Consider the following 24,726-nt stretch of genomic DNA (forward strand, 5'->3'; position numbering starts at 1 on the left):
ATCATGGCGGTTTCGACGGCGTCATCCATGCCGCGGGCGTCCTTCGCGACGAGAACTTTCTCCGTCAGACGCCGGCGCAGCTGCGAGATGTGCTGGCGCCGAAGGTGCGGGGCGTGATCACCCTCGACGACGCGCTCGGCGACGCGCCGCTCGACTTCTTCCTCCTCTTCTCCTCGATCGCCGCCGTCACCGGCAATGTCGGCCAGGCCGCCTATGCCGCGGCAAACGGCTTTCTCGACGGCTTCGCCGCGTCGCGGGAGGCGCGCCGGCAGCGCGGCGAGCGCCACGGCCGGACGCTGTCGATCGCCTGGCCGCTCTGGCAGGAGGGCGGCATGCGCCTCGATCCGGCCGAGGCGCAGCTCATGCGGCGGGTGACGGGCCTTGTGCCGATGGACAGTGCTACCGGCCTCGCCATGATTTCCGCCGGCCTGGCCGGAGCCTCCGCGCGGCTGCTGGTAGCCTGGGGCGACGCGGAGAAGATCCGCCGCTTCGTCGCCGTGTCGCCTGACCGACTGGACCCCGTCGAGACCGGGGAGGCCGGTGAGCTTGCTGAAACCGGCGATCGAGGCGCGCCCGCCCAGAACGGCATTTTTCCTGACGCGCGAACGCTTTACCGGCCGATCCTCGACGCACTTCTCACGGAAGCCAGCGTGCAGCTGAAGGTGACGGCGAGCGATCTCGAGACGGATGTCGAACTGACCGAATACGGCTTTGATTCCATCGGCTTCACACAGTTTGCCAATCGCTTGAACGAGCGCTTTGGACTGGAACTGACGCCGACTCTGTTCTTCGAGCATCCGACGCTGGAGGGGATCGGCCGGCATCTCGCCGGAGAGGCGGGAGAGGCCATGGCGAAGGCCCTCGGCATCGTGGCGGCTGTCGCGCCAGCGGTGGCGCCCGCCGCCGAGCCTCAGAGTGGCGGCCAGGCTGAGGCGACCGCATCGGTGGTGGCCGCGAACGACGCGGCCGTATCGAGAAAGCCTGATCGCGCCAGCGCTGGTGCTCCCGGGGCCATCGCCATCATCGGCATGAGCGGCCAGTTTCCCGGCGCCCCCGACGTCGATGACTTCTGGGAGGTTCTGGCGGAAGGCCGGGACTGCATCGGCGAGGTGCCGGCGGAGCGCTGGGACTGGCGCGACTATTTCGGCGATCCCCTGTCCGAGCCCGGCCGCGGCAACGTCCGATGGGGCGGGTTCATCGACGGCATGGCCGCCTTCGACGCGCCCTTCTTCGGCATTTCCGCGCCCGAGGCGCGGATGATGGATCCGCAGCAGCGCCTGCTCCTCACCGAGGCTTTTCGCGTGATGGAGGACGCCGGCTATGCGCCATCGGCGCTGGCGGGCTCGCGCACCGGGGTGTTCGTCGGCACGGCGGATACCGGCTACAGCCGGCTGCTCTCGCAGGCGGAGGTCGCCATCGAGGGCTATTCGATGACGGGCCTCGCGCCGTCGCTCGGGCCGAACCGGATCAGCTATTTCTACGATTTTCACGGCCCGAGTGTCGCCGTCGAAACCGCCTGCTCCAGCGCGCTCGTCGCCGTGCACCGGGCCGTCGAGGCGATCCGCTCCGGCCACTGCACGGCGGCCATCGCCGGTGCCATCAATGCGCTGCTCCTGCCGGAAGCCTTCGTCGGCTTCTCCAAGGCCGGCATGCTGTCGCCGGGCGGGCGCTGCAAGCCCTTCTCCGCCGCGGCCGATGGCTATGCCCGCGGCGAGGGCGTCGGCCTCGTCTTCCTGAAGCCGCTGGCTGCGGCCGAGGCGGATGGCGACCGGATCCTCGCCGTCATCCGCGGCAGCGCCGAGAACCACGGCGGCCGGGCCGCCTCGCTGACCGCGCCCAATCCCCGCGCCCAGGCCGATCTGCTGCGGACCGCCTATGCCGCCGCCGGGTTCGACCCGCGCACCGTCGGCTATATCGAGGCGCACGGGACCGGCACGCCGCTCGGCGACCCGATCGAGGTCGAGGCCCTGACCTCGGCCTTCGCCGATCTGACGCGTGATGCAGAAGCGCAATTCGGACGGGCGCCCGCACAGAGCTGCGCCATCGGCTCGGTGAAATCGAACATCGGCCATCTGGAACTGGCAGCGGGAATCGCGGGCCTGATCAAGGTGCTGCTGCAGTTCCGGCACGGGACGATCGCCCCGACCCTCCACTGCGACGTGCTCAACCCCTATCTGAAGCTCGGCGCCGGCCCGTTCCATGTCGCCCGGCAGCTAACGGACTGGTCCGCGCCCGTGGACGCGGCGGGCGAGGAACTGCCGCGCCGCGCCGGGGTCAGCAGTTTCGGCTTCGGCGGTTCGAACGCGCATCTGGTGCTCGAGGAATACCTGCCGCCGGCACCGCCGCCGGCAGGGGACGCGCGCGCTGCGGGGCCGAGCCTCGTCGTCCTCTCGGCGCGCTCAGAGCCGCAGTTGCGGGAAATGGCCGAGCGGCTCCTGGCCTTTCTCGCGGAGCCAGGGCGGCGTGTCTCGCTGACCGACCTCGCCCACACACTGCAGATCGCGCGCGACGCGATGGAGTTTCGTCTCGGTTTCGTGGCGTCGAGCCTGGCCGAGCTGTCCGACCGGCTTTCCGCCTGTCTCGGCGCGGGCGCTCGTGAAGGTCTCCATATCGGCCGGGCGAAGGCCGGGCGCCGCACGATGGCGCTGCTCGAATCCGACGATGCCCTGCGCCTGGCCGCTGCCGGTCTGGTCGACCGGGGGCGGCCCGATGATCTTCTCGCCCTCTGGGCCGATGGCTTCAATATCGACTGGGCCTCGGTCTCCCGGAACCGCGGCGCCCGGCGGATCTCCCTGCCGGGCTATCCCTTCGCGAAGACGCGTTACTGGGTGACGCCGACGGTGGCACGGGCGGCCGGCGGCGGGGAAGCCCGGAAGGTCGGCGCCGAGGGGGCGGTTGCCGCCGCCGCCATCAGTTTCGACGGCTCGGAGAGCTTCCTGCGCGATCATCGCGTGCAGGGGGCCAAAGTCCTGCCGGGCGTGATGAGCCTGGAAATGCTGCGCGTCGCGGTCGGCGGCTCGGGCGGCTCGGCGGAGGGATTCGAACTCCTCGGACACCGCTGGATCGAACCGGTCTCGGTCGGCTCCGGACCGGTGCGCCTGTCCGTGGTCCTGGAAGGCGAGACCCCGGACATCTCGCGCTATCTCGTCTTCGCCGAGCGCGATGCCGGCGGGCGGCGGCTTCATGCCGAGGGAAAGTTGCGGCGGTTGCCGCCGGGAGACGCGCCGCGGATCGACCTCGACCGGGCGAAGGCCGCAGCCTCGCGTGAGATGGACGTCGCGGCGATCTACAGCCGCTTCGACGCGATGGGGCTGAGCTACGGCCCGGCCCAGCGCGCCATCCGCCGGCTGTGGCAGGGACCGGGTGTCGTCGTCGCGCGGCTGGAGGTGCCCGCCGAGGCGGATGGCGGTTTCGGTCTCGACCCGTCGCTTCTCGACGGGGCGCTGCAGGCGATGCTGGGATTCGACCGGCCGGTGGGGGACGGGCTGGCCCTCCCGTCTTCGGTCCGGCGCATCGCCGTGTACGGCACGACGGCCCCCGGCATGTGGGCCGTTCTGCGCGGGGCCGATGCCGGCCCGAGCATCGACGTCTGTGACGACGACGGCACTGTCGCGGTGCGATTCGAGGACTTTGTCGTCGCCCGTCCGGCCGGTCGGACGCGGCTCGCTGCGGCGGACGACGCTGGCCAAGCCCCTTCGCAGCCCGGCGGCACTGGTGCCGTGCTCCTGGAGAGCGACGAAGACCCGGCAGCGCGCGCGCTCCGTCTCCTGACCGGGATTGCCGCCCGGACGCTGGAAGTGGACGCCTCGGCCCTCGATCCCGAAACGGAACTCGGCGACTACGGCTTCGATTCCGTGACGATGACGGCCTTCGCCGCGCGCATCAACGCCGAGCTCGGCCTGTCGCTGGCCACGCCGGATTTCTTCGAATTCGCCACGCTCGCCCGGCTCGCCGGCCATGTCGCCGCGGATCTGAAGCCGGATCGGCCGGGCCACGATGCGCCACGGACGGCAGACCTGGCGGACCGCTCGGAGCGGAAGGCCGAAGGCGGCCGCGCCGTCGGCGCCGGCGCCGATCGCCGGGATGCCTTCCGTTCGGAACTCCAGGCGCCCGTCGCGCCGGCGGACGATCCGATCGTCATCACCGGGCAAAGCTGCTGCTTCCCCATGGCCGGGGATGCGGACGCGTTCTGGTCCAACCTGATCGCCGGGCGCGACTGCATCGGCCCTGTTCCCGCCGACCGCTGGTCCTGGCAGGCGATCGACGGCGACCCGAAGCGCGAGCCGGGAAAGACGAATATCCACCGGGGCGGCTTCATCGACGGGGTGTTCGCCTTCGACCCCTTGTTCTTCGGCATCTCGCCGCGCGAAGCCCGGCTGATGGATCCGCAGCAGCGCCTGATGCTGATGCATGCCTGGAAGGCGATCGAGGATGCCGGCCATTCGCCGCGCAGCCTCGCCGGGCACAAGGTCGGCGTCTTCGTCGGCACCGCCTCCAGCGGGTACCAGGAGGGTCAGGGGGCGGATCTGGAAGGCGAGGGTTACCTTGCCACCGGCTCGGTCGCCTCGATCGGGCCGAACCGGATCAGCTATTTCCTCGACCTGCATGGCCCGAGCGAGCCCGTCGAGACTGCCTGTTCGAGCTCGCTCGTCGCCCTCCACCGCGCCGTCCAGGCGATCCGCGCGGGCGACTGCGACATGGCGCTCGTCGGCGGCGTCAACAGCATCGTCACGCCGGCGGCGCACATCACCTTCGCCAAGGCCGGCATGCTGGCGCCGGACGGGCGCTGCAAGACCTTCTCGGCCGCCGCCGACGGCTACGGGCGCGGCGAGGGCGTCGGCATGATCCTCGTGCGGCGGCAGTCGGACGCCGAGCGCGACGGCGACCCGATCCTCGCCGTCGTCCGCGCCAGCGGCATCAACCATGGCGGACGCGCCCAATCGCTGACGGCGCCGAACACCGCGGCGCAGGCCGACCTCCTGCGCGATGTCTATCGCAAGGCGGGAATCGACCCGCGCACGATCGGCTACATCGAGGCGCACGGCACCGGCACGCCGCTCGGCGATCCGGTCGAGATCAACGCGCTGAAATCGGCCTTCCGCACGCTGCCCGAGACCTCGGACGCGATCGTCCCGGCGGTCTGCGGGCTCGGCTCGGTGAAGACCGCTATCGGCCATCTCGAGCTCGCCGCCGGCATCGCCGGCGTCATCAAGGTGCTGAAGCAGATCGAGCACCGGCAGCTGGCCCCGAGCCTCCACTGCGAAGCGATCAACCCGCTGATCGACCTGACGGGGAGCCCGTTCGAGATCGTCCGCAGCGCGAAGACCTGGGCTCCCGTGCGGGACGGGGCGGGGCATGCGCTCCCCCTGCGGGCGGGCATCAGCAGTTTCGGCTTCGGCGGCGTCAATGCGCATGTCGTGCTGGAGGAATATCGCGCGCCGGCAGGCGTCGATCCGGTGACGGTGGTGCCCGACAGGCCGGCGATCGTCGTCTTGTCCGCGCGCGATGGCGACCGCCTGCAGGAGAGCGCCTGCCATCTCCTGGCGGCGCTGGACAAGGGAGAGCTCGGCGACGCGCATCTCGGCGATCTCGCCTACACGCTGCAGATCGGCCGCGCCGCCCTGCCGCAGCGGCTCGCCATCGTCGCTTCGACGATCGCGGAATTGCGCGACCGGCTTGGCGGGTTCGTGGCGGGCGAGGGGGGCGCCGAGGTGTTTTCCGGGCGCGCTGCCGCCCGGACGGATGCGATGGCCGATGGCTTGGACCCCCGTGCCGTCGCCCAGCACTGGGTCGGGGGCGGCACCGTGGATTGGAGCGCCCTCGACCCGGGGCCGCATCGTCGCCTGCGGCTGCCGACCTATCCCTTCGCGCGCGACGTCTACCGGCTCGACGGCGTCACCCCCGCGAGGCACCAGGACGCGGAGCCGTCGGCGACACCGGCCCTGCCGGCGGGCGGCCGCGAACCGGCCGTCTTCCTCCTGCAGGCGGACGCCTTCTACCTTCGCGACCACGTCGTGCGCGGCGAAAAAATCCTGCCGGGCTCGATGAGTCTGGAACTCGCCTGCCGCGCCGCCGCCGCCGGGCGTGCCGTTGCCGACGGGGATGATCGAAACGATACCGTCGCCGAGGGCGTGACGCTCGCCGACGTCGTCTGGCGCCGGCCGCTCCGGCTGAACCTCGGCGAACGATCGGTGCGTGTCGACATCGGCGATGCCGGCAGCGACGGTCGGCCCTTCCGCCTGGTCGCGACCGATGATGCGCAAGAAGCCTTCGTCACCGGAATCATCGCTGCGACCCTGCCGGGCCACCCGCCGCGCATGGATATTGAGGCCGTGCAAGGTCGGTGCCGCGTCATTCACGATCCGGACTGGCTCTACGCCTCCTACGCCGCCCTCGGCATCGACTACGGCCCGACGTTCCGAGCGGTGGCGGACCTGACATCGGGCGTCGGCGAGGTTCTGGCGCGGCTGCGTCTGCCGCGGGCGGCAGAGGCCGACCGTGCCGGCTTTCGCCTGCATCCCGCCATGCTCGACGCCGCCTTCCACGCCGCCATGGTCGCCTTCGCGCACGAGGGCGTCTCCGAACTCGCTCTGCCCTTCGGCATCGCCCGGCTGATGGTCTTCGGGCCGACGACGGGCGCGATGTGGGCGCATATCCGGACCGTCCCGTCGGGCGAGGGGATCCGCAAGCTGGACATCGACCTCGCTGACGACGCCGGCACCGTCCTCGTCCGCATCGAGGGGTTCTCCCTGCGCCGGCTGGCGGGCCGGCCTCCCGCCGAGTCGGCCGAACGCCTGGATGCAGCGCCGGCAACCGGCGAGGAAGCGGCCAGAAGCGCGGCGGAACGCTATTTCGTCGGGCTGGTGGCGCACGAGTCCGGTGTCGATCCTGCCGCGGTCTCGCTCTCGGCGCCGCTCGAGGACTACGGCATCGATTCCGTCATGATCACCCGCCTGACCGACCGGCTGGAGATGGATTTCGGCCCGTTGTCGCGAACGCTGTTCTTCGAATACCAGACGCTGTCGGCGCTCGTCGGCCATTTCCAGGAGCGGCACGGCGAGAGACTGGCCGCTGTTCTCGGCCCGTCTGCCACGCCGGCGGCGGCGCGGCCGCTTACGGCGCAAGCCGCCGCGACTGGTTCGGCCGTCCGGACGGAGCCCCTTGCTGCGGGCGCCGACGAGCCGATCGCCATCATCGGCGTCGCCGGTCGCTATCCCGGCGCGAACACCCTGCCGGCGTTCTGGGAAAATCTCGCGGCCGGCCGCGACAGCATCACCGAGGTCCCTGGTGACCGATGGGACCATGGCCGCTACTTCGATCCGGTGCGTCAGCCCGGCAAGACCACGAGCCGCTGGGGCGGGTTCGTCGAGGGACACAACCGTTTCGACCCGCTGTTCTTCAACATCGCCCCGCGCGAGGCGGCGTTCATCGATCCGCAGGAGCGGCTTTTCCTGCAATGCGCGTGGGAGACGCTGGAGGACGCCGGCTATACCCGCGCGAACGTCGCGCCCGGGAGCGGCGACATGCCCGGCGGGGACGTCGGGGTCTTCGTCGGCGTCATGTACGAGGAGTACCAGCTCTACGGTCCCGAGCGGACGGCGCAGGGCCAGCCCCTGGCGATGACCGGGAGCGCGGCGTCGATCGCCAACCGGGTTTCCTATTTCTGCGATTTCCACGGGCCGAGCCTAGCCGTCGACAGCATGTGCTCGTCGTCGCTGACGGCCGTTCATCTCGCCTGCGACGCGCTTCGTTCGGGGAGCTGCCGGGTGGCGCTCGCCGGCGGCGTCAACCTGACGCTGCACCCCAACAAATACATCGCGCTGTCGCAGGGCCGCTTCCTGTCCAGCAAGGGGCGCTGCGAGAGCTTTGGCGAAGGCGGCGACGGCTATGTCCCGGCCGAAGGCGTCGGCGCCGTGCTGCTGAAGCCCCTGCGGCAGGCCGAGGCGGATGGCGACCGGATCCATGCCGTCATCCTCGGCTCGGCCCTCAATCATGGCGGCAAGACCAATGGCTACACTGTGCCCAACCCGTCCGCCCAGGCTGCGGTGGTCGGCAGGGCGATGGAAAAGGCGGGGGTCTCGCCCGACGCGATAAGCTATGTCGAGGCACACGGGACCGGCACCAGCCTCGGCGACCCGATCGAGATCGCTGCCCTCGCCAGGGCCTATGGCCGCGGTGGCGAGGCGGGACCGTCCTGCGCCATCGGCTCGGTGAAGTCCAATATCGGCCACGCGGAAAGCGCGGCCGGCATGGCCGGGCTGACGAAGGTGCTGCTGCAGCTGAAGCACGGGCAGTTGGTGCCATCGCTGCACGCCGCGGTCGGCAATCCCCATATCGCCTGGGACGCGGCATCCTTCCGTGTGCAGCAGCGGCTGCAGCCCTGGGAACGGCGCGAGCGGGAGGGCGTGACCCTGCCGCGGATGGCCGGTCTGTCCTCCTTCGGGGCCGGCGGCTCCAACGCTCATTTTATCGTTAGCGAGTATCGGCCGGCCGAGGAACGGCCAGTGCATGCTGGACCCGACATCTATCCCTTCTCCGCCCGCGATCCCGAACGGCTGATGGCGCTGCTCGCGAATTTCCGCTCGGCGCTGGAAGACCTGAAGGACCCGGATCTGCCGTCTCTCGCCTTCGTCTTGCAGGAGGGGCGGGAGGCTTTCGAGGAGCGGCTGGCGATCGTCGCTGCCGACCGGAATGAACTCATGGCGAGGCTGGATCTGTTTCTGGCGGGACGGGCGGCGGGGCCTGGCGTCTATCGCGCCTGCGCGGTTCGCCCGCGGCCCCCCGCCATCGTCGGCGACGGCCTTGGCGATGTCGCGTCCGGATGGGTGCAGGGCGCGGTGGTCGACTGGACGGCGCGTCGGAACGGACCGAGGCCGCGGGCGATCAGCCTGCCGACCTATCCCTTTGCGAGGGATCGGTGCTGGCTTCCCGACCTCGGCGAAGCGCGCCGCCCAGCCCCTGCCGACACGGCGCCCGCCTTTCCGCTTCTGTTTGCACCGGCCTGGCTGGAATCCGCGGCTCGGCAGGTCGGCGCGCCGACGAGCGCGACCCGGTTGATCGTTCTGTGCGGGCTTGCCGCTGAGGCCAAGCGGCTGAGCGGTGCGAGCGATGCGGCCGTCGACCTGGTCGTGCTGGAGGCGCCGGTTGGGACACTCGACGAGCGATACGGCTTCTATGCCGCTCGGCTGATGGACTGCCTGCAGGGCCTGATCCGGCAGGGGCCGGCCGCCGCGATCGTGCAGGTCGTGGTCCCTGCAACGGGCGCGGACGCCTGTCTGGAAGGCCTCGGCGGCATGCTGCGCTGTGCGGCAATGGAGCATCGGGCGGTGTCCTGCCAGATCATCGCGGTGGATGCCGGGCTTGGCGATCTCCCCGCCCTTCTGGCGGCCGATGCGGCCCAGTCCGGATCGGACCGGGATATCCGCTATAGCGGGGGGCGGCGTCTCGTCAGGTCCTGGCAGGAAATCGAAGCAGGGGACGGTGCCGTTGCGTCTCCCTGGAGGGACGGGGGACGCTATCTCCTGACCGGCGGTGCCGGCGGCATCGGCCTGCTGGTGGCGGAGTCCATCGCCGCTGCGGGCGGCCGTCCCTCGCTCTGGCTGACCGGACGGTCGGCGCTCGACCCGCTCGCCCGCCAGCGGATCGTGCGGATGGAAGAGGCGGGGGCGACGGTCCGCCATCGCCGCGTCGACGTCACCGACCGGGCGGCCGTCGCTGCCCTGGTCCGCGAGATCGACGCTGAAGATGGTGGCCTCGATGGGCTTTTCCACGGCGCGGGGCTCGCCTGCGACGGACGGCTCCTGACGAAGGACGAGGCAACCCTTCACGCCGTGCTCGCTCCCAAGGTCGCCGGCATTCGGATCCTCGACGAGGTTCTCGGCGACCGGGCGCTCGACTTCATGGCGCTGTTCGCCTCCGCCGCCGGCGCCGTCGGCAATCCCGGCCAGTCCGACTATGCGGCGGCCAATGCTTTCCTCGACCGCTTCGCGCTCGATCGGAATGCCCGCGTCGCCGAGGGTAGTCGCCGCGGCCGCACCGTCGCGATCGACTGGCCCTATTGGCGCGACGGCGGCATGCACATGGCGGGCGCCACCATCGCCGCCCTTGAGCGCGATACCGGTGTGGCACCCCTCGACACCGCGGCCGCGCTCGCGGCCCTTGCGGCCATCCTGACATCGGTCTCAGCGCCTCAGGTGCTGGTGCTCGGCGGTGACCACGACCGGCTGCGCCGCATGATGAGGCCCGCGGAGCCCGACGCGGGCGATCGCCGCGCGGCGCCCGCCGCCGCTGCGACAGCCAGCTTGGTTCCGCATGGCGAAACGATGCGGGCGGACGAGGGTCGCGCGGCGATCGTGGCGACTATCCGCGCCTGTTTTTCGTCCATCCTGGGCATCCCGGTCGATCGCCTGGCGCCAGACGCGACGATCGATCGCTTCGGGGTCGATTCCGTCTCCGCTCTGGACATCACGGCGGCCCTGTCCGCCGCGTTCGGCGCCTTGCCGTCGACCTTGCTCTTCGAGTTTCCGACCATCGACCGGCTGGCCGACGAAGTGCTGGCCCGGCAGGGTGCCGCCGTCTGCGACGGGCCGGCGGTTCCCGTTCCGACGGCATCGCAACCCGGCCCATCATCGGCCGCTGCCGCATCAAACGGGCCTGCCGCGCTGGACGCAGGCCGGGATATCGCCGTGATCGCCGTCGCCGGCCGCTATCCCGGGGCGGACACGATCGAGGCTTTCGCCGAGGTGCTACGGGAGGGGCGGGACTGCGTCACCGAGATCCCGCCCGACCGCGCCGATCTCGTGGCGCGCTTTTCCGAGCGGAAGGGCGAGCCCGGCGCCAGCATCTGCCGGTGGGGCGGCTTCTTGTCCGACGTCGACCGCTTCGACGCCGGCTTCTTCGGCTACAGCCCCCGCGCCGCGGACCTCGCCGATCCGCAGGAGCGCCTGTTTCTGGAGACCGCCTGGCACCTGTTCGAGCGCGCGGGGCACACCCGTGCGCATCTTGCGGAACGCTACGCATCGCGGGTCGGCGTCTTCGTTGGCGCCATGTACCAGCAGTATCCAGGCCTCGCCGCGGATGCCGAGAGCCGTGCGCTGCTCGCACTGTCCTCCTATTCCGGCATCGCCAACCGGGTCTCCTTCTTCTTCGACCTGCAGGGGCCGAGCGTCGCGGTCGACAGCATGTGCTCCTCCGGCCTGCAGGCGGTGCATCAAGGGTGCCAGAGCCTGCGCACCGGCGAGTGCCGGCTGGCGGTCGCGGGCGGCGTCAACCTGTCCATCCATCCGGCCAAATACGAGGCGCTGAGCCGGGCCGGCCTCGTCGGCAGCCATGCGGGAAGCCGGGCCTTTTCGGACGGCGACGGCTACTTGCCGGCCGAAGGCGTCGGCGCGGTGCTCCTGAAGCCGCTGCGCGATGCCCTTCGCGATGGCGACCGCGTGCTCGCCGTGATCAAGGGCAGTCTCGCCAGCCATTCCGGCCACTCGGCCGGCTACGCCGTCCCGAGCGTCGACGCGCAGCTGCGCCTCCTCGGCGACGGCTTTTCAGCCGCGGGGATCGATCCCGCCAGCATCGGCTATGTCGAGGCAGCGGCCAATGGCTCGAAGCTCGGCGACGCCATCGAGCTGCGCGCGCTGTCGTCCTTCTTCTCCGGCTTGCCGCCCGGCTCGCCCCCGATCGCCATCGGATCGGTCAAGACGAATATCGGCCATGCGGAAGCGGCCTCGGGCCTGGCTCAACTGACCAAGGTTCTGCTGCAGTTCGAGCAGCGGAGCCTGTTTCCGTGCCCTAGCCTCGCGTCGCCGGAAGCCACGAGTGCCTTCAGCGGAACGCCCTTTAAGCCGCAGACGATGCTGGCCGCCTGGGAGGCGCCGATCGCGGACGGCGCGACGGGGAAGCTTCGGGCGACCGTCAGCGCCTTCGGGGCGGGCGGGTCGAACGTGCACCTGATCCTGGAAGAGCCGCCGACGGCCGAAGCCCCGCCGAAGGCGGTGCGCGCGCGCCGCCTCTTCCCGCTCTCGGCGACAACCCCGGTTCAGCTCGCCGCGCTTCGCCGGCTCCTTGCCGACCACCTCCGGGCGACGCCGGGCCTGTGCATGGCGGCCCTGTCGAACACGCTGCGGAACGGCCGAGAGTCCTTCGCCTTTGGCATCGACTTCGTCGCGTCCGACCAGGAGGAATTGGTCGCAAAGCTGGACGAGGCGGACCATCGCGAGTCTGCGGTAGCGCTGGCTGGCGTCGTCGCGGGCGACGAGCCTGACCCTGGAATGCTGGTCCTTCCCGGCTATCCCTTCGCCCGCGAACGGCACTGGCTGTCTCCCGCCAGGGCCGACCCGCCCAGCCCACGGGCAGCCGAGACGGCAGCGGCGTCAGAGAGCCTGGCGCAGGCGGATCCGGACCTGCCGCGCGGCCGCGAGACGGCGCTGCAGCTCATCCAGCGAACCCTCGCGGCGGAGCTCGGCTGCGCGCCCAGCGACGTCGATCCGCAATCCGGTTTTTCCGCCCTCGGCATCGACTCGATGATCCGCATGCGACTGATCTATGCGGTGGAGGAGCGCTGCGGCGTGATCCTCGACCAGGGAACGCTCGAGGCGCTTCGGACGCCCCAGGCGCTGGCCGATCACCTCGACGCCGACGGTCCGGGCGCTGCGGTGGCGGCAAGGCCTGCCGTCTCCCATCCAACGGTCGCGGCCGACGACGACACCGTTCCGCTCGGGGAGAACCAGAAGGGCCTCTGGGTCCTGCAGAAGCTTTTCACCGAGCGCGGGGATTACAACGTCCCTCTGGCCTTCCGGTGCCGGTCCGTCGACGGGAACGTGCTGGACAAGGCGCTCGGCTGGCTGCTGGCGGAGCACAGGCTGCTCGGCACGCGGATTGTCGACGGCGATCGGATGGTCCTTTCCGCCCGGCCGATCCCGCCGGCGATCCGGTCGCTCGCCCTGCCCAAGGACGCCGACACCGACGCTTTCCTGCGCCAGCGCGCGCTCGTGCCGTTCGATCTCGGCGAGGGCGTCCTGCGGGCCGAGCATCTGTCCGGCGGCACGCTGGCGGCGGGCGAAAGCATCCTTCTCCTCGTCGTCCATCACCTCGTCACCGACGGCGTATCCTCGGCCGTCATCACGCGCCGTTTCTGGGCGGCCTACGATCACTTCGCCACGGGGGCGCCGCTTCCGCAGACCGACCGCGACGCCGCGGACCACGCGGCGTTCGTCGCCTGGGAAGAGGAATTCGCGGGCTCCCAGCGGGGACAGGCGCAGAAGGCCTACTGGCTGGAGAAACTTGCCGGACCCCTGCCGCAGCTGAACCTGCCGTCCGAGAATCCCGCCTTTGAATCCAATTCCGTCGCCGTCCCGTCGCGGGAACTTCGCCTGTCGGCGGCCTTGACCGCGGCGCTGCGCACGGTGGCGGCGCGGCGTGGATGCGGGGCCATGTCGCTCTATCTCGGCGCTTTCGCGGCGCTCCTCTATCGCCATACCGGCGAGAGGGACATCGTCATCGGCGTGCCGACGCTCCGGCGTCCGCAGCGGCGATTTGCCGAAACCGTCGGCTATTGCGCCAACATGATCGCGCTGCGGCTCACGGTCGATCCCGGCCGTTCCTTCGGCGACTTCGCCGACAGCGTGCAGGCCGCGTTGAGCGAGGGGCTCGACAATGGCGACTTCCCCTTTGCCGCCATCGCGCGCGAACGCGGCGGGACGGCGACCGGCGAGCCGCCCTATCAGGTGACCTTCGCCTATCAGAATTTCGGCTTTGCGCCTGCCGATCTCGCGCCCTTCGCCCGGGGGGAGGTGTCCCATCTCCGGCAGATCCGGCAGGGTGGCGACGCCGCTCTTGGCTTCGAGGTCCAGGACGATGCGGCGGGCGCGCTGATCGTGGCGACCTATGACGGGAGTCGTTCTTCTGCCGCCCGCATCGACCGCCTGCTGGCGCACTTTCGCCAGTTGCTGGAGGCCACCTCGGCCGACGAGACGACGCCGCTGTCCGGCCTGGTGATGCTGACGCCGCCCGAGGTGGAGCGGGCGCTGCACCACTGGAGCCGAAGCGGACGCCTGCCGGATTTCACCTTGCCCGTGCACGAGCAGATCTTCGCCCGCGCCCGCCAGAGACCCTCCGCCCCCGCGGTGGTCTGCGGATCCGAAAGCCTCAGCTACGGGGACCTGATGGTCCGGGTCCGCCTCGTCGCCGGCGCGCTGCGACGGCGCAAGGTGGCATCGGGCGATGCCGTCGGCGTCCTCCTGGGGCACGAGCCCGATGCCATCGCGGCCCTGCTCGGCGTGATGAGCGTCGGCGCCGTCTGGGTGCCGCTCGATCCGGCCCATCCGGACGAGCGGCTGCGGTTCATGCTGGGGGATGCCGGCGTTTCGGTCGTGGTGAGCCGAGGAGCGCTGGCGGAACGGTTGCGGGGCTGCGGGGGCGCGTCGATCGTCGACCTCGACCGGGAGCGGCCGGCCTGGCGCGACCGCTTTGCCAAACCTCCGGTCGTCGCGATCGACCCGGCGAGCCCGGCCTACATCATCTATACCTCGGGCTCGACCGGGGTGCCGAAGGGTGTGGTCGTGTCCCACGCCGCGATCGCCGACCATTGCCGGGCGATCGTGCCGGAATACCGCCTCGTCCCGAGCGACGCGGTGCTGCAATTTGCGCCCTGCGCGGTGGATACGGCAATCGAGCAGATCCTGCCGACGCTGGTTGTGGGCGCGCGGCTGGTGCTGCGGCCGGGGTCGCTGCTGACGCCGGGCGCCTGCCTCGCCTTCCTGGCCGAGACCAAGGTCACCGTGGCCGACCTGCCGCCGGTGTATCTCCACGAACTACTGCTTTCCTGGGAGCGCGCCAGAGCCGATCTCGGCGGGCTCGCCTTGCGCCTCGTCCTTGTCGGCGGCGAGGCGCTGGCGCCGGAGGTCGTGGGAGCCTGGGGCCGGAGCGGGCTCGCCACGGTTCGGCTCGTCAACGCGTACGGCCCGACGGAAGCGACGGTCACCGCGCTCGTCCATACCGTGCGCCTCGACGGCCGGGAGGGGAGCACGCCGGTCGGGCGACCGCTGCCGGGTACCGAGATCTACATCCTGGACGGCGACGGCCATTTGGTGCCCGATGGCGTGGTCGGCGAACTGCATATCGGCGGGGAGCGCCTCGCCATCGGCTATCATCGCCGGCCCGATCTCACGGCGGAAAAATTTCGCCTGCACCGGCTGGGCGACAGGACCGTCCGGCTCTACGCCACGGGCGACCGCGCTTCGTTCCGGCCGAAAAGCGGCGGCGTGGTCGAGTTTCATGGCCGCGCCGATGCGCAGGTGAAGATCCGCGGCCACCGCATCGAGCTGGGCGAGATCGAGGCCGCCATCCTGGCCTGCGGCGTCGAGGAAGCGGCCGTGCTGGCCGAAACATCCGGCGCCGGCGATCCGGCGCTGACCGCCTATGTCGCCTTCGACCGCGCCAGCTACGATCGGGTCTCGCTGCAGCGATCGCTGGCGGCGAAGCTGCCCGCGGCCATGGTCCCGGCGCGATGGGTGCGCCTCGACCGCCTGCCGACGACCAGCAGCGGCAAGATCGACCGTCGCGCTCTGAAGGCCTGCGGGGACGCCAAGGCCCGCGTAACCGTCGCGGCGGATGCCGTCCCCGGGGTCGGCGATGGATTGCATGATGGGATGGAAGCACGGCTCCTGGAGATCTGGCGCGAGACGCTTGGTCTCGCCCTGTCGCCGGAAGCGATTGGCATGGACGACGATTTCGCTGATGTCGGCGGCAACAGCCTGCTCGCGGTTCGCCTGCTCGGCCGCATCCAGGAGGGCTTCGGCGCTGCGCTCTCCGTGGCCGATCTCGGACGGGCGACGACGATCGCCTCCCAGGCCCGGCTGCTGCGCCATCGCGGGTGTCGCGCTGGCCGGGACGCGGGGGACCGGGTCGGTGACGCGCACGCCGGTGATGACACCCGTCTGGTGCCGCTGTGGCGGCCGGACGCGTCGCCGGCGGGGGAGGCGGCGCGTCCGCTCTTCCTGGTCCATGCGATCATGGGAACCCTGACCTGCTACGACGCCCTGCTCGAGACGCTGAAGGCGACGCGGCCGGTCTATGGCCTCCAGGCCGCGGGCCTGGAGCCGGGCGAGGCGTCTAGCGCCCCGAGCGTCGAAGCGCTCGCGGCACGCTATTGCCGGCACGTGCGACGGGTGCAGCCGGAGGGGCCCTACAGTCTCGGCGGCTGGTCCTTTGGCGGCGTCGTCGCCTTCGAGATGGCGCGGCAGCTTGTCCGGGAAGGGGCGACGGTCGCCTTTCTCGGCCTGATCGACAGCTACCTGCCCGATGAGGCCGCCGTACCGGATGGCCTGGATCCCCCGTCGGAGGGCGAAGACGCTGCTGCGCGGCAACGCCGGGCCTTCTTCCGCGACCTCTTCGGGGCGACGGTCGCGGCCCCGGCGGAACAGGACATCGTCGAGGCGGTCCGCTCCCTGCCGCGGGCCACATCCGTGCTGCCGAACGCCGGGCCCGATCAGATCCGACGGCTCTTTTCGGTCTTCGCCGCCCATCACGCGGCATTCTCGGCCTATGAGTCGGGGCCCTGTCCGGCGCCCGTCACCCTGGTGAGGGCGGTCGGCGCCTCGTCCGACAGCGACTTCGCCGAGGGGTGGCGGCGCCTCGCCACCGGCGGACTGGCGGTCCATCGCGTCGCCAGCGATCACGACGGCATTCTTCGCCAGCCGGCGCTGGATGCGTGGATGCCGATCCTGCGCGCGGGGCTGGAAGAGGCAAGCGGGCCGTGACCGCCGAGATCGTTTTCGTGCTGCCGCCGTCGGCCCGCGCTCGCCCCCGGCGGCACGCGATCCGAGCGGTTGTGCGCTGGTGCGGGATCGTCGTGCCACCTATAGTGCGGCCAAGCGCCTGTTCCGCGAGAGTGAGTCCGCCGAATGACATCTGACGACGAGTTCGACGACTACGAACAGGTGCTGCGCCCCGATCGCAGCCGGCGGTGGCAGATCTACCTCCTGATCATCCTCGTGGCCCTCGGCGTCGGTTTCGCGCTTTTGTGGCACCGCATCGTGATCACGGTCGAGTCCGGCGAGGCAGGCGTCCTCTATCGCTGGCTGTCGGGCACCGAGATGAGCCGGATCTACGGCGAGGGACTGCATCTCATCTTCCCCTGGGACGAGATGTACATCTACAATGTGCGCCTGCAGACAAAGGAGCGCGGCTACACGATGCTGACCCAGGGCGGTCTTCCCGTCGACCTGGAAATCGCCGTCCGCTATCAGCCGGACGTGCGGCTGCTGCCGCTCCTGCACGTCACCGTCGGCCCGGAATATCTCGACAAGATCGTCTTCCCGGAAACCGAAGCCGTGCTGCGCCGCGCCGTCGGGCAATACACGCCGGAACAGGTCTATACGAGCAAGCGCGGCTTCCTGGAATCGATCGTCGTCAGCAGCCTGACCAGCGTCGAGGACCGGTACGTCATCGTCGACGACGTGCTGGTGCGCAGCGTCGAGCTGCCGCCGGCGGTGCGGCTGGCGGTGGAACGCAAGCTGACGCTGTCTGAGGAGGAGAAATCCTACGAGTACAGGCTGGGCATCGAGCGCAAGGAGGCCGAGCGCAAGGCCATCGAAGCCGAAGGCATCAGCCGCTACCAGACCGTGATCAAGCAGAGCCTGACCGAGGATCTGCTGCGCTGGCAGGGCATCCAGGCGACGCGGGACCTGGCGACGTCGCCCAATTCGAAGACGGTGGTGATCGGGTCAGGTCGGGACGGGCTCCCGCTGATCCTCGGCAGCGATCGATAGACGCGATGGCCGACATCGCTTCCCCGCTGCCGGATCAATTAAACGTCTTGCGGAGACGGTGGAGGGCCCTTCTCGCCCTCGTCGTTCTCGCCGCGCTCGTCATCGTCGCGGTTCTGGAACTCGCGGGCATCACGGCGCTGCTGATCCCGCGCAACGACAACCTCAAGGTCGTGGCCGTCTACGCGGCCGAAAGCGGCGACAGCAGCTTCATCCGCGGGGCCCAGATGGCCGTCGACCGGATCAACGCCAGGGATGGCGGAGTGCTCGGCCGCCAGCTCGACCTCGACCTCGTCATGGAGGCCGGCTCGACCGACGGCACGGCGCTCGAGGCCGTCGTGGCGAAGACGCTCGACCTGTCCGACTACATCGCCCGGACGCGCAATCTCCTGGCCGTCGTCGGCCACGAATGGTCCGATACCGCCATTGCCGCCAGCTCGATCTACAACCTCAACAACATCCTGTACCTCGCCTCGCACGCGACTGCCCAGTCGCTGACCAATCATGGCTTCGACACGGTGTTCGCCCTGCAGCCGGACAATTCGACGAACGCCCAGATGATCGCCAAATATGCGCTGGATCAGGGCCTGCATCGCTTCATCGTTCTGTCCGACAAGTCGGACTACGGCAAGGAGAGCGTGAACTTCTTCACCGCGGCCGTCGCGGGCGCCGGCGCCGATCTCGTCTTTCGCGGCTTCCTGTCGAATGGTGGTCCCCGTTCGACGGACGATCTCTTGATGTTCATTCTCGACAACAAGACCTTTCGCACCGCGGATTTCGACGCGATCTTCATTGCCTCGTCGTCGCTGGCCGGAACGGCCGATTTCATCAAGCGCGCCCGGGTCCTCGGCCTGGCCATGCCGATTTTGGGCATGGAGTACATCTTCTCATCGGCGATGGAATCCGCCGTCGGCATGAAGGGCATGAAGGACGTGGTCGGCGTGTCGCTCTATGATGCGGAAGGTCAGTCGGAAGGCGCGCGGGTGTTCGCCGCGGATTTCCGCCAGATTTTTGGCCAGCTGCCCGACCTCGACGCCGCGCTCGGCTATGACGCGATCACGCTTCTTGGGGACGTGAGCCGGCGCGCGGGGACGATCGATCCGACGGTCCTCGCCGATACGCTGAAGGTGGCGCGGTACAAGGATTCGCCCTTCGTCGGGGTCACCGGCCCGCTCCTGTTCGATCGCAATGGGCTGGTGACCGACACCGGGGTCTACGTCGTCCGGCACGATGGCACCGGATTCCATACCGTCGCGCAATATCAAATCCCCTCGACACTCGCCCAGGTCTCCGTCATCGACGACGACATGGACGGCGAGGCCGGGCCCCTCCCAGCCGAGGCGACTCCCGCCGGGACGAGCCTCGTCCCGGTGAGCCCGAGCCCCGCGAGCCCGACGCCGGCGAGCCCCGGCGGCGCGCTCCCCGCGGAGACAATGCCTTCGAACAACCCTTCAGGAACGGGGCCTTTGCGGCCGGAGAGGATTGATCCATGACCATGATCGCAACACCGTGGGGATTTCTCATTTGGGCCATCGCCAGCTGGATCGTCGGCATGCTCGGCCGCGATACGCGGTTTGGCTTTGCCGGCAATTTTCTCGTCGCCTTCCTGTTCAGCCCGCTGGTCGGGGTCATCGTCCTCCTGGCTGCGGACCGTTGGAAGCAGGTGCCGGACTCGCGTCGCCGGCCGAAGGCGTAAGGCAAAGCCTACTGATCCTGAACGGCTGATCTTGTCCGTCTGGGGCAAGGATCGTCAGCGGCTCCTGCCGGCGCGTTGGCTTTCGTTCCGGCGGAGGGGCGTAGGTTGGCGTGGCCGCCGGTTCATGCCCAACGCGCGCCCGGGCGCCAACGCAAGAAAGCCGCCCTCGATCGAACGAAGGCGGCTCCTGCATCTGTCACGGTATGCGCGTTGCCGCGGGCTGTCGGGCCCGCAGCGTCCGTCGGCTCAGGCGAGTTCCTCGTCGAGTTCCTTGACCTCGGCCTTGGCCCTTTCGCGCATGCGCCGGGCGAATTTCTTGCCGTTCTCGAACTGCTCGTCGTAAAAGGCCCGCCGCTTCTTGGCGCTGAAGTCGAGGAGGGTGCCCCCTTCCTCGTAGTGCTCGATGATGGACTGTCCCACAGCGTAGGTGGAAGCCCCGGCGACGACCGGCAGCGACACCATGCCGATCATCCAGCCGATGCCCGGGATCAGTTTGGTCGCGCTGGCGGCCACGACATAGCCGGCGCCGTAGCCGAGCACGCCCCCGGCGAGCGCGATGATCACCTTGCGTCCCTGGCTCTCGGAGAAGGGCTTGTCGTAGTGATCCGACAGCTTTTTGATCATGCGCAGCTGGATGACCACCACCGCGGCGATATCGAAGAACGCCACCGGCACGATGCTGGCGGCGATCGACGCCATCATATGGTCCTTGATGATGTTGTCGGTCGCCAGATCGCCGTCGACGTCGAGATCGTCGTCGTCCAGATCGATGGTGGCTCCACCAGTGCCGGCCGCCGTCGCCGGCGTCACGGTCTCCGGGGCGGTGCCCGTCGTCGCTGCCCTTGCCATTCTTCGTCTCCCCGAGTGTCTTCCGGGTCCGCGAAGACGCCGGCCCGCAGTAAGGTTCGCGCACACCACAACGACATGTCTTCCGAAACGGAAGCTACTCGCTCGAATGGTAAATGGAAAGGGATGGCAGCCGGCAAATCGTGTCGCCGCCCGACGCAGCAAAGGACTTTTCGCGCTCGATCAGGACGACGGGGACGGGCGCGCAGTCTCGACCGACGCGTCCGGCCCCACCGCTGGACGCGGATCTCGCTCGGCCCTCTCGGCCTTCAGGCGACGGTGGAAGGCCTCGCCGATGCTGCGGACGACGACGGTCGCCGAGAGCGAGCCGAGGGCCATGCCGATCAGCTGCGTGCCGGGGATCAGGCCGAGGAGGTTGGTGGCCGTCCAGCGGGCGATGCCAGGCGCCGCCACGCCGGCCAGCATCGAGGTGGCGAGCCGCGCGCTGCGATCACGCTGCAACCGCCTGCCATAGACCCGCGCCAGCTTGCGCAGCATGCGATCGACGACCGCCGCGATGGCCGCCATGTCGACCAGCGGCACCGGCACGAGTCCGGCCAGGACCGCCATGTTGGCATGGCGTTCGATGATCCGCTGGCCCGCCGCGTCGCGGGCCGCCGATTTCGGCCGCCGGACGGTTGCCGGCGGTGGCGCCGCCCGATGCGACGGGCCGGCCGCGACTTCCGCCGCGGCCCGGGGCTTTGCGCCGGCGGCCGCGCGCTTGGGGCCGCCTGCGGCGCTTGAGGAGGGCAGCGACGAAGCGTCGGTCGCGGTGCGGCGGGGCTGGCGTGCGGGAGCAGCGACAAGGGTGGTCGCGGGAATCGAGGCCGGGCCGTCCGGGATTTCGACATGCGCCGCACCGGCTGCCGCCCGTCGCAGGTCGTCCAAGGTGCTGTCGGAGGTTCGGGGCAGCCGCCGGCTCACGCGCACAGCGCCCGCGTCGCGGGAAACAAGGCCTCGACCTCGGCGGCGATCGCCGCGATATCGCGGCTGGCGAGGCCCTCCGGCATCATCAGGCTGGGCGTCGCGCCGAACAGGCCGGCTTCCGGAAAGGCCACCCGGTTCGGCATCTCGCTCGCCAGCAGCGGAAAGCCGCTGGCTTCCAGCTCTTCGCGCACGTGACGGGCGATGACGCTGCCCCGCATGGTCTGGGTCAGCACGCAGCGAAAGGTCGGCGTCCAGCCGCGCACGCCGCTCATCAGAATCCGGACCGTATCCATCATCCGATCGACGTCCAGGGGCGACGCCTTGACCGGAATGAGCACGAGATCGGCGGCCGCGAGCGCCGAGACCGTGATCTCGCTGTCGAAACCAGGCGTATCGACGAGGATCACGCCATAGCGGCTGCGGCTGTCCTCGACTGTCTTCCAGACATCGGCATCCGCCTGCTCCCTTAGGGCGACGCCGCCGAGGGCCCGTGGCCTTTCGGCCAGACGCATCGCGGAGCGCTGGGGGTCGGCGTCGATGAGCAGCGGGGCGCGGCCCTGCAGATGCCAATGGACCGCGAGGCAGCAGGCGAGGGTGGTCTTGCCACTCCCGCCCTTCAGCGATGCCACGGTCACCACCACTCCGCTCATCCGGTGCGTACCCCGCCAGTCCCCGCCATCATGGCTTGCGGCCCAAAATGGCGGGACGGGCCGCCGCCGTCCACCGGAAATTCGCCCCGGCGCGCGTGAAGGACAGGCTCGCACCAGACTGTCCGGTCCGGGCCCGTCTTCGTTCCAGTGCCGAGGGGATGATGCGCAGGGAAGGGCTTGCCAATTCCAGGACGTTCAGGCGTCGACGAGGAGCGGGCGGGGCGGTTCCACCAACAGGGCCATTTCGCTCCGGGGTTCGAGGTGGACGGGACGCCGCTCGCCCTTCAGGGGCGGTCGAGATGGGCCTGGATCCGCTGGGCGACATTGGCCCTCAGATTCTCGAAGAAGAGCGAATAGTCGAAGCTGTGATAGACGCCGGGCGGGAAGAAATCTTGCTTCAGCAGGCTCGGATCTTCGGCCACCACCGCCAGGCCGCCATCGACGATCTCGGCCGACGCAAAGCCCGGCAGGGTTTTGGACGTGCCGCCGAGATCGAAGAAGGTCGAGCCGAGATTGAGGCTCGCCGGCGCCGGTGCGGTGCCGCGCGTCCAGGTCAGCGGATTGACGAGCTGGGCACCGGGAAGGATCGTCGGCGCCTCCGCCTGCCTGCCCGGCGCGACGGAGTTGTAGGTGACGAAGCAGCCGGTCTGATGCGGCGCGAAGCAGAGGGTGACCGCCGGATTGCTCGCCAGGTCCCCTGTCGTGATCGACCAGCCCAGGAGATAGCCGGCGACGAGCTGGCGCTCCACGCCGATCTTGCCCCAGTGGTGCAGGACCAGCTCGGTCAGCGCCAGGGAGCCCTGGCTGTGCGCGGCCAGGATGAAGGGGCGGCCCTTGTTGTCGTGCTCGAAATAGTATTGCAGGGCGCGGCGGACGTCGTCCTCGCCATAGGCCACCAGTTTGTCGCGCTGCGTCTCGGTCAGGCCGAAGCCGGACAGGTTCATCTGGCGATAGAGCGGGGCGTAGACGTTCGCCTGGCCGGAAAATACCCGCGCTTCGGTCGACACGGACAGCTCCGCCCCGGCGACGAGATCCGGGCGGGTGATGTCCATCAGCCAGCCGCTCTTGTCGAAGAGCACGGTCGGGTAGACCCAGATGACGTCGACCGCGAAGCGATCGGGATCCTCGGGCCGGGCGAGCCAGCTGGTGGGCTCGGCATAGTCGGGCGCCGGGGGAATGACGGCCTGTTCGGGGGGCGGCAGGTCGGCGCTGTCGGCATCCTGGGCCGGACACCCCACCAGGACCAGCAGGCCGGCCAGCAGGATGCCCGCCAGAGCCGATGTCCGTCGGCGGCTCGAGCCGTGAACGCTGGGATGCTGCATGGCCGCCTCAAGATCAGATGCTGCGGGGATTGCAGAATGTCTGCCGGCCCAGGCCTGAGCGGCGCGGGAACGCCGGCCGAGCGTAGCGGGCCGCGCGCCGATGTCCAGTGCCGACAGGCGGGGCGGCTTCTGTCTTTCGCGGCGCGGCGTCGCCGGGCGACGTCGTGCCGATCCGATGGCGGTTGCCGCGCGACCGGGTCGACGGACCCGGCGCTTACGGCGAAGGACCGATCAGCCGATTTCGCGGCGGTGGGCCTCGACCATGTCAGTCATGGAATTGAAGCGGAAGTCGTAGGCCGGCATGTCCCCGGGGTGCATGGTGGCGCCGAATCCCTGCTTGTCGTGGCGCCGGTAGATCCAGGCGGAAGCCAGATCGAACGCCTTGGCCGGCTTGTGGTCGTGGAACATGCTTTCGGCGGTGTGCAGGATGTCGGCCTTGCCGATCCCGAGAGTCTCCAGCCGCGACAGCATGTAGGTGAAGTTGCGCGGGTCCGGCTTGTAGGAGCCGATGTCCTCGGCCGTGTAGACGGCGTCGAAGCCGATGCCGAGCCGCCGGTTGGAGCCGGCGAAGCTCGCCGCGTCGACATTGGACAGGATCACCAGCTTGAAGTGCTGCTTGAGGTAGGCCAGCGCCTCGACCGAGTCCGGGAAGGCCGGCCAGTCGCCGACGCTGTTGCCATAGGCGACGCACTCGTCCCAACCGACGGCAAGGCCCCATTCCTCGGCGATCCGGCGGTAGACCGTCGCCAGGAGCCGGGCGTAGGGCATGGCCGGCGTCTGCGCCTGTTGGGTGGATTCGTGGCGCGCATGGGTCTGCAGAACGAGGTCGCGCGAAGGGGTGTCGCGACAGCGGTCGATGAGGGGGGCGAGGCCGGCGATCATGCCGCTCTCCCAGTCGATCAGCGTGCCGTAGCAGTCGAAGGTCAGCGCCTTGAAGTTCGAGAGTTGCATCATGTTCTCCTGAAGTGTGGCGGTCGGCGCCGGGTCTGCGCCCATCGCCCTTTATCGCGGCGAGGCGGCCAGGGTCAGAAAGCCGGGGGCGAGGCGGGCGGCCAGTCGGTCCAGGCCTTCCAGATCGTTCTCGTCATAGGCTTCTGCCGGGCCGAGGGCCGAGACGGCGCCGAGCACGGCGCCGTTCCAGCGCACGGGTGCGTTGATGCAGGCCTCGCAGCCGAGCGAGAGGATCAGCTCGTGGTCGGGAAAAGCCCAGCGGATGTCGTCGGCGGTGCGGCCGATCCAGGTTCGGCCGCCCTTCAGCACGCGCTCCCCCCAGGCCGTCACGCCCATCGCCTTGCGCCGGCCCGGCGGATAGGAGTCCGGGCGGCTGGAATAGACGCGCTGCACGTCGTTGGTTTCGGGTGCCCAGGCGAGGAGGGTGAAGAGCTGGTGCCCGACCGCCTGTCGGCAGATGTCGTCGAAGGCCTTGAACAGGGCGTCGGGCTGACCGGAAAGCGCCTGGGCGCGGTCGAGCGCCAGACCCGCGGCGAGCAGGTCGAAGCGGCCGGTGGAAGTGGTGCGGGTCAAGC

General features: G+C 69.9%; 10 protein-coding genes (1 of these 10 only partly in view). 4 read left to right on the forward strand and 6 right to left on the reverse strand.

What is annotated here, in order from left to right:
* The 4 genes from IEX88_RS11335 to IEX88_RS11350 form a co-directional block, all read left to right on the forward strand.
* Positions 1-16,751: the 3' portion of a non-ribosomal peptide synthetase gene (locus IEX88_RS11335; RefSeq protein WP_188850708.1), read on the forward strand. Its footprint begins 3,994 nt before the window's first position; 16,751 of the gene's 20,745 nt are visible here — the last part of the coding sequence; the start codon falls outside the window, past its left edge; its stop codon occupies positions 16,749-16,751.
* Between the two features lie 144 nt (positions 16,752-16,895).
* A complete protein-coding gene (locus tag IEX88_RS11340) occupies positions 16,896-17,762 on the forward strand; it encodes a prohibitin family protein (protein ID WP_188850709.1) in 867 nt (288 codons plus the stop codon).
* A gap of 47 nt (positions 17,763-17,809) precedes the next feature.
* Positions 17,810-19,252, forward strand: a complete 1,443-nt coding sequence (locus IEX88_RS11345; protein WP_188850710.1) for an ABC transporter substrate-binding protein — start codon at positions 17,810-17,812, stop codon at positions 19,250-19,252.
* Entirely contained in the window at positions 19,249-19,455 is a 207-nt protein-coding gene (locus IEX88_RS11350) for a hypothetical protein (RefSeq protein WP_210319263.1), read from the forward strand. Before IEX88_RS11345 ends, IEX88_RS11350 begins: the two co-directional genes overlap by 4 nt.
* 246 nt (positions 19,456-19,701) lie before the next feature.
* Here the strand turns inward: IEX88_RS11350 and IEX88_RS11355 are convergent, their stop codons facing one another.
* The 6 genes from IEX88_RS11355 to IEX88_RS11380 form a co-directional block, all read right to left on the reverse strand.
* On the reverse strand, positions 19,702-20,304 hold the full coding sequence (locus tag IEX88_RS11355) for a YcjF family protein (RefSeq protein WP_188850711.1): 603 nt from the start codon (positions 20,302-20,304) through the stop codon (positions 19,702-19,704).
* Between the two features lie 180 nt (positions 20,305-20,484).
* A complete protein-coding gene (locus IEX88_RS11360) occupies positions 20,485-21,189 on the reverse strand; it encodes a YcjF family protein (protein ID WP_188850712.1) in 705 nt (234 codons plus the stop codon).
* Between the two features lie 32 nt (positions 21,190-21,221).
* Positions 21,222-21,863, reverse strand: a complete 642-nt coding sequence (locus IEX88_RS11365; RefSeq protein ID WP_188850713.1) for an AAA family ATPase — start codon at positions 21,861-21,863, stop codon at positions 21,222-21,224.
* A gap of 299 nt (positions 21,864-22,162) precedes the next feature.
* Positions 22,163-23,200, reverse strand: a complete 1,038-nt coding sequence (locus IEX88_RS11370) for a DUF3089 domain-containing protein (RefSeq protein ID WP_188850714.1) — start codon at positions 23,198-23,200, stop codon at positions 22,163-22,165.
* A gap of 231 nt (positions 23,201-23,431) precedes the next feature.
* A complete protein-coding gene (locus IEX88_RS11375) occupies positions 23,432-24,151 on the reverse strand; it encodes a haloacid dehalogenase type II (protein ID WP_188850715.1) in 720 nt (239 codons plus the stop codon).
* Between the two features lie 51 nt (positions 24,152-24,202).
* Positions 24,203-24,724: a GAF domain-containing protein gene (locus IEX88_RS11380; protein WP_188850716.1), complete on the reverse strand. Its 522-nt coding sequence runs from the start codon at positions 24,722-24,724 to the stop codon at positions 24,203-24,205.
* Between the last annotated feature and the right edge of the window lie 2 nt (positions 24,725-24,726).

Origin of the sequence: Aureimonas glaciei (genome assembly GCF_014643375.1) — a bacterium.
Classification (GTDB): domain Bacteria; phylum Pseudomonadota; class Alphaproteobacteria; order Rhizobiales; family Rhizobiaceae; genus Plantimonas; species Plantimonas glaciei.